This window comes from Vibrio sp. S234-5 (assembly GCF_000960595.1).
Lineage (GTDB): Bacteria > Pseudomonadota > Gammaproteobacteria > Enterobacterales > Vibrionaceae > Vibrio.
In genome coordinates, this window is record NZ_JZAM01000360.1 from 197,231 (window position 1) to 209,157 (window position 11,927).

Consider the following 11,927-nt stretch of genomic DNA (forward strand, 5'->3'; position numbering starts at 1 on the left):
GCCCGAAGGCTGGCAGATAAGACATCGATGGTTAAGCCACTTCTATTGGCCCGCCAAATGAGGTCACCGGAGGGGCTTTACCCGTGAATTTCTCGAAATCGACAATGCAGGTGTTGGCCGAGGTCGCCTGAGCTAGCTCAGACGAGCCAATGTCTTGAGTGAGCGTATTTGGGTCACCATAGGTATCCATCGCCCCCAACTTTTCACTCAGCGGACCGTACCATGCCCCTTCTTCAATACGAATCACACCACGCGGATAACTGTCGCTCAAAACGGCCCCAGCCAGCAGTTGGCCGCGATCGTTAAACACACGCACTAAATCACCCTGCTTAATGCCTTTGGCTTTGGCATCCAACGGGTTGATGTAGACAGGCTCTCGACCTTGCACAGCATACGTGGCACGAAACGCCTCGGATTCACACATCTGCGAGTGCAGACGCTTGTCTGGGTGGCACGACTGCAACCAGAACGGATGTTTGTCTGAGCCCGGGCCACCGTGTGAACGCTCCGATTTTTCAAACCACATTGGGTGCTCTTGGCAATGTTGGTAGCCGTAACGACCAATCTTACGCGATGTGATTTCGATAAAGCCTGACGGTGTGCCCAACGGGTTAATTTCCGGATCTTGACGGAAGTCGGCATGACGGACCCAAGGTTGACCTTGGCCAAAGTCCAGCACACTTTTTTCCCAGAATTCATCGAATTCTGGCATCTCAAACTTGCCTTGATTGGCTTTCTTACAGTCGTTGTAGAGGCTGCGAATCCAATCCATCTCACTCATACCGCGTGAGTATTCTTCACTGCGACCAAAACGTTCCGTCAACTCCTGCATGATTTGGAAATCGGGCTTAGATTGGAACAGAGGATCCACCAAACGGTGCATTGCAATCAAACCGCGGCTTGAGTAAGAGCCGTATACGTCGATGTCGTTACGCTCCCACTGGGTACACGCAGGCAACACGATGTCGGAGAAGCGACACGTTGCCGTCCAAGCAAAATCAATCGTCACTACGGTTTGTAGCTTCTGGAACGCTTGCTTCATACGGTTGCGATCTTGGTGGTGGTGCCATGGGTTGCAGCCGGAAATCACCATCATCTTGAAATCTGGCAACTTCACTTTACCGCCGTTGTAGTTGATCTCTTTACCTGGCTCTAGCAGACAGTCAATCCAACGCGCTACAGGAATAGTACGGCTGTAACCATTGAAGTCATTGTTGTCCCATTTTGGCTTCATGCCAGTATCGAGGTTTCGCGGGAAACCGCCGGGGCCAGCAAAACCCGTCGAGGGTACACCGATGCTTGAATAGTGGTGACCGTAAGAGATGCCCCCGCCCGGCAGACCAATTTGGCCAATCATCGCCGCCAGAACCGCCGCCGCCCAGTAAGGCTGCTCACCATGCTCCTGGCGCTGGATACACCAGCCCATCAGGATCTGCGTACGCCCGCCAACCAACGTGCGCGCGAACTCGCGGATTTTGTCGGCTTGCACGCCACAGATCGCTTCTGCCCATTCTGGCGTTTTCGCCACTTTGTCTTTGGTGTTGCCTTGAACGTAATCGATAAACTCGGCAAAACCGAGACAGTAGGTTTCGATGAATTTCTTGTCATACAGATTCTCGTTGTACAACACGTGCGCAATCGCCAACATGAATGGGACGTCGGTCATCGGGTTCACGTACAAATGTTCGTTTTGCAGATAACGATGCGTCTTGTTCTTCACCGGATCGACCGAGATCACCTTGATCTCACCTTTAGCCACTTTGTCTCTTAGCTGCTCAAGGTAGGCGAACGACTCATGAGTTTCACAGTTCCAACCCACTTGCAGGTTTTTCACCGGATCATTCGCCCACAGAATGATGTTGTCGGCATTTTCTAGAATCTCAGACCAAGAGGTGCCTTGCGCGTACACTTCGGTGGAACCGAGTACATACGGCAAAATCGTTTGACCCGCGCCAGTCGAGTAGTCGCCCACTTTAGTAATGTAGTTACCGTGCATGCCAACAGCTCGCTGCATGTGCGCCGTACAGTTGTTGAATGAGCCCGTTTGGTTCCAGCCTGTTTGCCCAGCGTGTAGCGCCCAAGGACCGTACTCTTTTTGCACCCGCTCAAGCTCGCGATAGAAAAGATCTAACGCTTCATCCCAAGTCACACGCACAAAACGGTTGTTACCGCGTGTATCCGCGCTGTACTTATGTTTTTTCAGCCAGTCTAAGCGCACCATCGGATAGCGAACGCGCGATGGACTGTAGATGATGCCTTTAATGCCATTGAGCATTTCAGTCGGATTTTTGTCCAGCTCAAGCGGTTTGATCTCTTGCACTTTACCCGCATAGATGTGGGCGCGAAATGCGCCCCAGTGAGAGCCAGACACCTTCCAAGTTCCAGTGGTTTCTACCGCGTGTGCCGAAGCCGATGCCAATAAGCTAGGACCAATAACTGAGGCTGCGCTTGTCGTTGCAACCCCTTTGAGGAAACTTCTTCGCGTAATCGCCATGTAAATTACTCCATCCAAGGCTTATTAGTGATGACCTTCAGCATAATCTGAAGAGTGCTTCTGTAGATATTTGAGGATCAACGCTTCGCTGTCGGTATCGAGGTTGACGAACGCCAACATCCCATCGAACATGCCAGGCCAAGTGTTGGCATCAAAATGCGCTTCATCCGGCTGGGTATGACAGACCGAGCAGTTAGTTTTGTACGCTTCGCTCGATTTTTCCCACACAGGGTTGATGTCATTGAGCATTGACTCTTTTTTGAGCCACACTTTCGCCGCCACTTTTTCCCATGGCAGACCCGTGAGCTCATCGACTTTTTCTTCGCCCGTGGTCACCACTTTGTCATCCAGCGCGGCTTCTTTTAATAGCGAGGCCACTGCGATGTTTTTGCCGAAATCCTCTTGGATAACACGGCCAAACCCTTTAGCTTTACGCCAGCCGTCGATCTCAACCTCAACGTATTCGCCTTTCGCTTGCAAAACTTTAACCGTAGATGCCGGGTTAAGCAGACCCGCTTCGTTGGTGCCTTGCGCGTCAAAATAGATTGGCAGATGGCGCACGCTCACCAGCGATTTTCCGACCGAGTAATCTGTATTGGAGGCCATCTGTTCTAAGTCGCCAACGATTCCGCCAATGCTATCCATACCCGCTGGCAGCTTGTGCGCGATGCCCTTGTGGCAATCCACGCAGCTCTGATCTTTCTCTGCCGCTTGCTTCATTTGAATGCGCGCAGTTGGCGACATCAGCGAGAAGTCCATGGAGTCATAATCGTGGCAGTTTTTACACTCAAGCGATTTGTTGGCAGAGAAGCGCTCCCACTCATGCTTAGCCAGTTCGATACGGCGCGCTTCAAACACACCGGGTTCATCGTAATTACCAAAAACCTGTGCAAACACCTCTTTAGACGCTTGCATTTTGCGTGCAATTTTATCAGTCCAGTTGTGCGGAACATGGCAGTCTGGGCAAGTGGCACGAACGCCTGAGTGATTTTTCCAGTGCACCGTCTCTTGCAGTTCTTGATAAACGTTGTCGCGCATTGTGTGGCAGCTGATGCAGAACTCTTCTGTGTTGGTTGCTTCCAGAGCCGTATTGAAACCGCCCCAGAAGATTACCCCAGCGATAAAGCCGCCCATGGTCAACACGCCCAAGCTGATATGCATCGCCGGGCGCGACATAGTGCGCCAAATTTTAATGATGATTGATTTCATGGTTTGTTCTCTAAAAAACGTGTCGTAGATGTGGACTGAGCTCAAGGATTAGCCGTGACCGCCAGGAGGACCGAAAAAGAACACTTGTAGCATCCAGACAATAAATCCATACCCGCCGACAAAAGCGATACTTAACGCAGGAAAGAGAACGACCGTAATGAAGAGAAAGGATTGCCACTCTAAAGAGCGCTTTTCACCACTCTCAATTTTGTTAACATCACTCATACATTTGCCTACTTTGTATTGGTTTGTTTTGCTTACCTCAATCGAATGCAACGAGGTATCTAATGTCATCTTTAGCAAAATGTTAGACCATACCATTTGTAGGGTTCAATTAAATCTCTGCTTGCAGCAGCGGTTATTTAACACTTTTTTGAGCTCATCCAGAGATGTATCTGATTGATATTTCATGTGTAAATTTGTGAATGAATATGAAAAATTGTGCAGTTTGCAAATTTGTTAAAACAAAAACATAGCAGAAACAATTAAGCACAAAGTGGGAGAGAACAAACAGGAAAAAGGAGGGGAAATTGTCGTTGAACAACGCGAAAATGTAAAAAATTTGTAGTGCAGATACTAAATTCTCATGCCGCTAAAAAAGCACTTTCGCCGCGAAATATACGTCGAAACCGACTTATTTTAAACCACACACGCTTGTTCCATTTCTGCTGGTAAGCCACTTCATTGACGATTAATTACTTTAGCCACCATATTTTCTACCAAATCACAGAAATGATGCCTTTATAGCCATTTTTCCAACATAAAATCGCAAGTAAAACGCCCAGATAACGAACGATTAACTTGTTATTTTTAGATAAGTTAGCGAATAAAAAGATACACACGCGCTTTGCGATAAGTTATCCACAGAAAATGTGGATAACCTAATTCTCTTACCCGCTATTAAGCTGACGATAGCGGCCAGTTACCGAATTTGACATCACACTTTTGCAATATCCAATCACTATAGTCTCACCAATGGTTTCAATAAGGACAGTTGACAATGGAAACTCAAGGCTTGGCAAGTTTGCACCGACACGAAAATGAGTTAGAGGAAGGGGTTTTAGACTGGCTCAAACATGAACCCGAAGAGTTGGTCGAACTCAAAGAGTGGATTGAATTTCAGGCATGACATGCATAAAAGAAGGGCAGACTCGCGTCTGCCCTATTGTTCATCAGTCTCTTAGGTAGATTAACCAATACCACATACCGACAAACACACCGCCACCGATGATGTTCCCCAACGTCACTGGCAGTAAGTTATTGATTAAGAAATTGCTCATGGTCAAATCAGCATAGTCAGCGATATTCGCGCCGGTGATTTGCCAGAATTCCGCTGGCGCAAACAGCTTGATGCCAACCGCCATCGGTACCTGGAACATGTTGGCAATGCAGTGCTCAAAACCCGCTGAGACAAACATCGCCACAGGTAAAATCATCACCGTGATTTTATCGGTTAGCGTACGACCACTAAAGGTCATCCAAACGGCGATACAAACAAGCACGTTACACATGATGCCAAGCGCGACGGCCTGAAAGAAACCGTGATGCAGTTTGTGTTGGGAAACAGCCATGGCGTTTAGCCCGACTTGTCCGTGGTCAAACATGTACTGCTTAGTGATCAACATACAGGCAACCAACAAAATGGCACCGACCAAGTTGCCGACGTACACGACCATCCAGTTTTTAAACAGCACCCGCCATGAGATTTTTCCGCTTGCACGCGCAACCAATGTGAGTACTGAGCTGGTAAAGAGCTCCCCGCCCGTCACCACAACCAAAATCAGGCCTAAACTAAAAGCCAAGCCCCCGACTAAACGCGTCATCCCCCAAGGAAGATCGCCAGCACCTGTGGTAACTGTGGTGTAGAAGACAAAAGCAATGCCGATATGAATACCCGCAGAAATAGCGAGTAAGAACGATTTTACGGGGTCTTTAGTTGCTTTGCCTTCACCGATCTCTGCCGCTCTTTCAGCAGCCTGGGGTGGCAGTAGCGAGTCAAACTGATTGAAGTTCATTGGTAGTTACAATTAGAAACAATTCCGAATGGCGCGGATAATCTCTCCTTTTCCGGACTTTTTCAAGGGGCATTTGGAATGTTTACAAAATTTGTTGCTTTCGTGACGACAAAAACTATATCCGATCACACTATGTAGATCCCTTTTGTTGTTAAAAAACAAGCTTCAGGAATTCTAAAGACAAAAACGCCCTGATAATGAAACCAATATCAGGGCGATGGATAAGGGGTTGAATACTACTCAGCGACTGTGGTTTCTACCACTTCGTCTGCTACTGCCGCTTCCGTTTCCACTACAGGCGTTTCCGCCACAGGTGCTTCTGCTACCGCTGCATCAACACCTTCTGCAACTTCGGTAGTTTCTGCTTGTACAGGCGTATCGGCGGCGTTTTTCGCTGGAATAGTTTGGCTCAGCGCCAACTGCTGTTTCAGATTCGCAATCAGCTCTTCAAGGCTCTTGATGTGCGATGCTTCACGATCAATTTGCGCTTGCAGAGAAGCTTCGCGCTTGCTGGCTTTCTCTGCCGCTTTTTGTTGCTCGCTGTTTTTCGCATTCAGTTCAGACACTTTGCGTTTTAGCGCGGTCACTTCATCCGCCAAGTCAGAGGTTTTATCTGCTGCGTGCATCTTTTCCACACTCGCTAAGATTTTCTCTGTCTGTTCGCGCAGCATAACGTTGCGGTAGTCAGAGCCATCAACAGCTTTTGAAATAGCCAGCAGTTTGTTCTCGATCTCTAAAACCGAGTTTTCAAATTTCTCATCTTCCACTGATGCCAATAACTTCACTTGGTGAGTCACTTGCTTAACGTGCTCGATTTCAAACTTCGCATTGAATACGGCTTGCTCGATCGCAGTTTTGTCACGTGGGTTGGTTTGCGCGATATTGGCGGCGATATTCACCACGTTTTCCGCTGTCGCAAAACTCACTGGCGCAACTTCGTTAAAATCCTCTTTCTTCAACGTTTTCAGTTCTTGCTGTAGCGGAAGAATGTAGATTTTCTTAACAACTTTGATTTCAAGTTGTTTAGCGTTGTTGAGGAACTCGACCTGCTTCGCTTGGGCCTCTTCAAGCTCATCGACAACCACATATGTAAACAGTTTCTTGTACTGAACGGCCAAGCGATCGTAATCCGCTTTGTAGTAGCTCACCGCGTCGATCTCATCGAGATATTCCATCTGAGCAATCGAATCGGCCAGAATAACGTCTGCTTTTTGTTTTAAGGTTTCTAGAGCGCGATAGTTCTGCTCAACCAGTTTAATTTGTTCATCGTACGCTTGCGCATAAGTGTCGCTTGAAAAGAGTGAGTAACTTTTACCCGCAAGTGACGGCTCTTTCTCTATTTCTGCATAGATTTTGCCAGCTTCTTTCCAAGCATTAAGCAGCTCACGATAGTTTTCTGGCGCATAGACGTTGAGAGAGTTCACATCTTCCAGAGTCTCAACCCAGTACTTGTGAGACTTTTGCACACCCTTGAATGGCGCACTGGTATCTTGGCTTGCTTGATTGGTTTCACTCGCCGTTGCGTTCTCTTCTGGAGTGGATTGACAGCCAACAATCGTCAACAGCATTGAGACCGCCAATGCTAACTTCATCTTTTTCATTGTTTTTTCCTTTTCTACGACTTATCGACTGCTTTTTTGCCTTCTGATGAAAAAGAGTTACCGCAAAACTGAGGTCGACAACCAGAGACAAAAATGTGCTTAATTAAATAGCCACCAACAAGCCGCTAATTTTCACAAACTTCGCTAAATATAATACAACTAATGTGTAAATAATACGTAGCATTGACTAGGCGAATAATAAAACAGCGTTTCTTGTACAAAAGCTTTTTCAGTGCACAAAATGAAGCACAACCTTTCAGACATTTAACATTTCTTGACCTTATTCATTGTCAGGAGCGCGAAGGCGTACTAAGTTGAAACGAAAATGATAATCGGAGTATGTCCATGAAATTTACCGAAGAGCACATCGCAGAACTGAACCTATTGCTTCAGTTCGATTTAAGTAGCGCAGCCACAGGTATTAAAGTTCACAAAGAAGCCTCTCAATCGACGCAAGAAGCGGTAAAACGTCTATTTGACAAAGGTTTATGCACGCAAATTGATGGCGGCTATTTAACCGACGAAGGAATTGAAGTCGCAGAGCATGCGGAGCGTACGCTCAGAGTACTCAGTTCTTAGTCGTATTGGATAAACGCTTTACGCGCTCAATAACGGCCAGCCTATCAACTTGAGCCAACCCTTGATTAAAAGTATCACGCCACTGAATTCCCAGTGGCGTGTTTTTAAAGGCAATATGAAGCTGTTTTTCGACCAACAACTTCTCATTCATTTTCACTCGCTGACGGAGAAAGTCCGCTTTAGGATCCGCTTCCACCAAGTAAGCTAAAACATTGGCATCAATCACCGCAATATCCAGCCGCCCCTTGGCAACCAGATAAATGTTCAATAAATCGCTGGCGCTTTGCTCAACGTAGAGTTGCTGCGCAGCGATCATCGCATCCAATTCCGGTGTATTGATATAGTCCTGCACGACGCCGACCCGAAAAGGTATGATGTCTCGCAAGCTCTTCCAACCTATAGGCTTATTGATATTTTCCACAAACCCGAGCGGGCCGCTACCAAGAGAAGTCGAAAACACATACTCTTGGGTGGCAAACTCATATTCAGGAAAGTAGCCGACGAATTGCTCACTTTTCGCTACTTTGGCGATTGCTCTTGGCCAAGGGTGAAACTCCACTTCCAGTGCATATCCCATCGCTAAAAATGCTTCGCGAGCAATCGCTACCGAGTAACCATTTTCGGGTAAGTTGGCTCCAGAATATGGCGGCCATTCCAATGAGGTGAGGTGTACCTTGGGCATTTCAGCTCGGCACACCACACTGTAACAAAGTACTAAAACCACCAACCACTTCATCACGGCTGCTCTCTCATTAATGATGGAGTACTTAGTAAAGATAATGCCAGATGGTTTAAGATGCGACTTTAACTCGCGACTTACACCGCTGCACTTCGTCGGATGAGAGTGAGCCAGATGTTTCTTTTCACTTTATTGCCTACAACCGCGTAACTCACTTAATTTCTAGGCAGACCCACTATTTGAGCTCGCTTGCAAGCGTTAGCGTAATTCGGCTGGTATTTTTAACAAAACACTGGTTAGATGCGTTTTATATTGCAATGAGTACTCTTTTGAATAATTGATTTCAGGTTTAGCGATGAAAAACATTCTTATCATTGGTGCGGGTTGGCTCGGTTTTCCTCTAGCACAAACACTCACAACACTTGGCCATACGGTGTTTATTACCCGTCGCTCACAAGAGGCGCTCGAAAGCCTCGATTTCGCCGCCAACAGAAAATGGCCGCTGGATCTCAATCATCCCGATGCGCGCCAACAGCTCAGCCACCATCTCAATACAAAAAAATTTGACGTAGTCATTGGCTGTTTTCCTCCCGGCTTTCGTAAAGGCCAAGGCGATGAGTATGCCCAGCACTGGCAACTGGTTGTCGATGCGCTAAGCAGCTCACCTGCAACTAAGGTGATCATGATAAGCTCAACCACGGTTTACCCAAATCGTGCAGAGAAAATGGTCGAAGATGCCGCCAGTTTGGCGATAGCGCAAAACAATAGCCAGTTTAGCGACAAAGCACGTATCATGCTGCAAGCGGAAAACGCACTCGTTCAATCTGGCCACCCTTTCACCATCTTACGCTTGAGCGGTTTGATAGGGCCACAACGTCATCCGGCTCGATTTGTCGCTCACTTAAAGCAGGTGAGTCGTCTTGCGCCTGCCAATATGCTACATCAGTACGATGCCGTAAACGCTGCGGTTTTTGCCGTCACTCATGCTGATGATCAGATCCTCAACGTGACAACGCCGCGCACCGTCGATAAGGCGACGTTTTATCAAAGCGCTTTAGAAGCGGCAGGGATGCCCGAAGCATTACCTGAGATAGTCGATGTGGCAGATAAAGAGATCCGCGCCGAAAAGCTGCTCTCACTGGGGTTTAAGTTTCACTATCAATCCACTCTGGATGCCTTGTCACTAACCAACGAGTCAACAAAGGGATAGTAAAAAGGTGAGAAAATGGGCTGCCATAAAAAACTCAAGGTAGCCCTAAAATATGTTACTTCCCAAGCGCCTCTTTGTAGTGCTGACGACAAACCGACACATAGCGGTCATTGCCACCAATAGCCACCTGATCCCCTTCTGCAATGGCATTACCATGTTCATCGGTGCGAATGACCATGTTGGCTTTACGGCCACAGTGACAGATGGTTTTCAGCTCAATTAACTTATCAGCCCAAGAGAGCAGATACTTGCTGCCTTCAAACAGTTCGCCGAGAAAATCCGTGCGCAGGCCATAACACAGTACAGGGATGTCGAGCTTGTCGACCACTTCGGTCAATTGATAGACCTGCTCTTTCGACAAAAACTGGCTCTCATCCACCAGCACACAGTGCCGTTTTTCCGCTTGGTTTAATCTGGCAATCTCATGATAAAGATCGCTTTCGCCAGTGAACAAATGCGCTTCTGCTTGCAAACCGATGCGAGAGCTCACCTTGCCGACACCATAACGATCGTCCAAGGCGGCGGTAAAAATAACCGGCGTCATGCCCCGCTCTTGGTAGTTAAATGCCGATTGAAGAAGCGTTGTTGATTTACCCGCATTCATTGCTGAGTAGTAAAAATACATCTGAGCCACAGATTGCTACCTAAAATGAAAAGTGAAAGATTCAAAGAAAAGGGCTGAATAATCAGCCCTTTTTAAAAAGATATAATTATTTGCGACGCCAGCTCGTCCCTTCTGGACCATCTTCCAGTACGATGCCCATCTCGTTGAGTCTGTCGCGAGCTAAATCAGCGTTGGCCCAATCTTTCGCCGCGCGAGAGTCATTACGCAGCTTGATCAGTGCTTCAATTTCGGCCACTTCGTCGTCGTTACCCGCATCGCCTTTGAGAAACGCTTCTGGATCTTGATGCAAAATACCAATCACATCCGCCAGTTCACGCATCAGCGCACCTAGCGCGCTCGCTTTCTCGAGGCTTTCGTTTTTTAAGCGGTTAACTTCGCGAGCCATATCAAACAGCACTGAATACGCCTCTGGGGTATTAAAATCGTCGTTCATTGCGGTAGTAAAGCGCGTTACATACTCTTCACCACCGGCTGGCGCGGCGCTGAGATCCAAACCACGAAGGGCAGTGTACAAGCGCTCAAGCGATGCACGTGCTTGGTTTAAGTTCTCTTCGCTGTAGTTAAGTTGGCTGCGGTAATGACCTGACATTAAGAAGTAGCGTACCGTTTCTGCATCGTAGTGAGACAGCACGTCACGAATAGTGAAGAAGTTACCGAGTGATTTTGACATTTTCTCTTTGTCGACCATCACCATGCCGCTGTGCATCCAAGTGTTAACGTACTTAGTCTCATGCGCGCAGCAAGATTGCGCGATTTCGTTTTCGTGGTGCGGGAACTGCAAGTCCGAGCCGCCGCCGTGAATATCAAAGTGGTTGCCAAGAATCGACGAGTTCATCGCAGAACATTCAATGTGCCAACCCGGACGACCCAGCCCCCATGGCGATTCCCACGTTGGTTCACCCGGTTTAGACATTTTCCAAAGGACGAAATCCAGTGGGCAACGTTTGGCCGTTTCCACATCAACGCGCGCACCCGCTTGCAGTTGATCCAGATCTTGCTTCGACAGCTTGCCGTATTCGTCGAACTTATTGACTTCAAACATCACGTCGCCGTTGTCGGCCACATAGGCAAAACCGCGCTCAATCAGCTTCTCGACCAGCTCAATAATCTCTTGGATGTATTGAGTGGCACGAGGCTCAACATCCGGACGCTTCATGTTCAAGGCGTCGAAATCGGCGTGCATTTCGCCAATAAGACGCTCTGTCAGCGAATCGCACGATTCACCGTTTTCGGCTGCACGTTTGATAATCTTGTCGTCGATATCAGTGATGTTACGCACAAATGTCAGGTCATAGCCTAAGTAGCGCAGGTAACGAGAAACCACATCAAACGACACAAACGTGCGTCCATGCCCGATGTGACAAAGATCATAGATGGTCACCCCACAGACATACATGCCAACTTTACCGGCCGTAATTGGTTTGAATTCCTCTTTCTGTCTGGTGAATGTGTTATATATCTTCAACATGATCTCTATCTAAGCTTGTGAATGAATTACAGGAGGGCGAGTATATC

11 protein-coding genes are annotated in these 11,927 nt (G+C 47.6%); 3 read left to right on the top strand and 8 right to left on the bottom strand.

Features of this window, described 5'->3' with window-relative positions; genetic code table 11:
• Positions 1 to 31: 31 nt before the first annotated feature.
• The 3 genes from torA to torE are packed head-to-tail and all read right to left on the bottom strand — an operon-like array spanning position 32 to position 3,928.
• Complete coding sequence (torA, locus tag UF06_RS19970; RefSeq protein ID WP_045571977.1) at positions 32 to 2,494, bottom strand: trimethylamine-N-oxide reductase TorA; 2,463 nt, start codon at positions 2,492 to 2,494, stop codon at positions 32 to 34.
• 24 nt (positions 2,495 to 2,518) lie between these two features.
• Positions 2,519 to 3,703, bottom strand: a complete 1,185-nt coding sequence (torC, locus tag UF06_RS19975) for a pentaheme c-type cytochrome TorC (protein WP_045571978.1) — start codon at positions 3,701 to 3,703, stop codon at positions 2,519 to 2,521.
• Positions 3,704 to 3,751: 48 nt separating this feature from the next.
• Positions 3,752 to 3,928, bottom strand: a complete 177-nt coding sequence (torE, locus tag UF06_RS19980) for a trimethylamine N-oxide reductase system protein TorE (protein ID WP_039431579.1) — start codon at positions 3,926 to 3,928, stop codon at positions 3,752 to 3,754.
• 775 nt (positions 3,929 to 4,703) lie between these two features.
• On the opposite strand from torE, the gene UF06_RS28220 reads away from it, so the two are divergent.
• Positions 4,704 to 4,832, top strand: a complete 129-nt coding sequence (locus UF06_RS28220; protein WP_264299506.1) for a hypothetical protein — start codon at positions 4,704 to 4,706, stop codon at positions 4,830 to 4,832.
• A 43-nt stretch (positions 4,833 to 4,875) separates the two neighbouring features.
• Here the strand turns inward: UF06_RS28220 and focA are convergent, their stop codons facing one another.
• Both focA and UF06_RS19990 read right to left on the bottom strand, forming a co-directional pair.
• Positions 4,876 to 5,718: a formate transporter FocA gene (gene focA / locus UF06_RS19985; protein WP_045571979.1), complete on the bottom strand. Its 843-nt coding sequence runs from the start codon at positions 5,716 to 5,718 to the stop codon at positions 4,876 to 4,878.
• A 236-nt stretch (positions 5,719 to 5,954) separates the two neighbouring features.
• Entirely contained in the window at positions 5,955 to 7,319 is a 1,365-nt protein-coding gene (locus tag UF06_RS19990) for a hypothetical protein (RefSeq protein ID WP_045571980.1), read from the bottom strand.
• A gap of 345 nt (positions 7,320 to 7,664) precedes the next feature.
• On the opposite strand from UF06_RS19990, the gene UF06_RS19995 reads away from it, so the two are divergent.
• Entirely contained in the window at positions 7,665 to 7,898 is a 234-nt protein-coding gene (locus UF06_RS19995; RefSeq protein WP_039439378.1) for a TIGR02647 family protein, read from the top strand.
• Here UF06_RS19995 and UF06_RS20000 read toward each other — a convergent pair.
• Complete coding sequence (locus tag UF06_RS20000; protein WP_045571981.1) at positions 7,888 to 8,634, bottom strand: transporter substrate-binding domain-containing protein; 747 nt, start codon at positions 8,632 to 8,634, stop codon at positions 7,888 to 7,890. The genes UF06_RS19995 and UF06_RS20000 overlap by 11 nt on opposite strands.
• A 298-nt stretch (positions 8,635 to 8,932) precedes the next feature.
• Between UF06_RS20000 and UF06_RS20005 the strand changes: the two genes are divergently transcribed.
• A complete protein-coding gene (locus UF06_RS20005; RefSeq protein WP_045571982.1) occupies positions 8,933 to 9,787 on the top strand; it encodes an NAD-dependent epimerase/dehydratase family protein in 855 nt (284 codons plus the stop codon).
• 55 nt (positions 9,788 to 9,842) lie between these two features.
• Here the strand turns inward: UF06_RS20005 and UF06_RS20010 are convergent, their stop codons facing one another.
• Positions 9,843 to 10,421, bottom strand: a complete 579-nt coding sequence (locus tag UF06_RS20010) for a thymidine kinase (RefSeq protein ID WP_045571983.1) — start codon at positions 10,419 to 10,421, stop codon at positions 9,843 to 9,845.
• 76 nt (positions 10,422 to 10,497) lie between these two features.
• Positions 10,498 to 11,880, bottom strand: coding sequence for a cysteine--tRNA ligase (gene cysS / locus UF06_RS20015; protein WP_045571984.1), 1,383 nt, complete (start codon positions 11,878 to 11,880; stop codon positions 10,498 to 10,500).
• Positions 11,881 to 11,927: the final 47 nt, after the last annotated feature.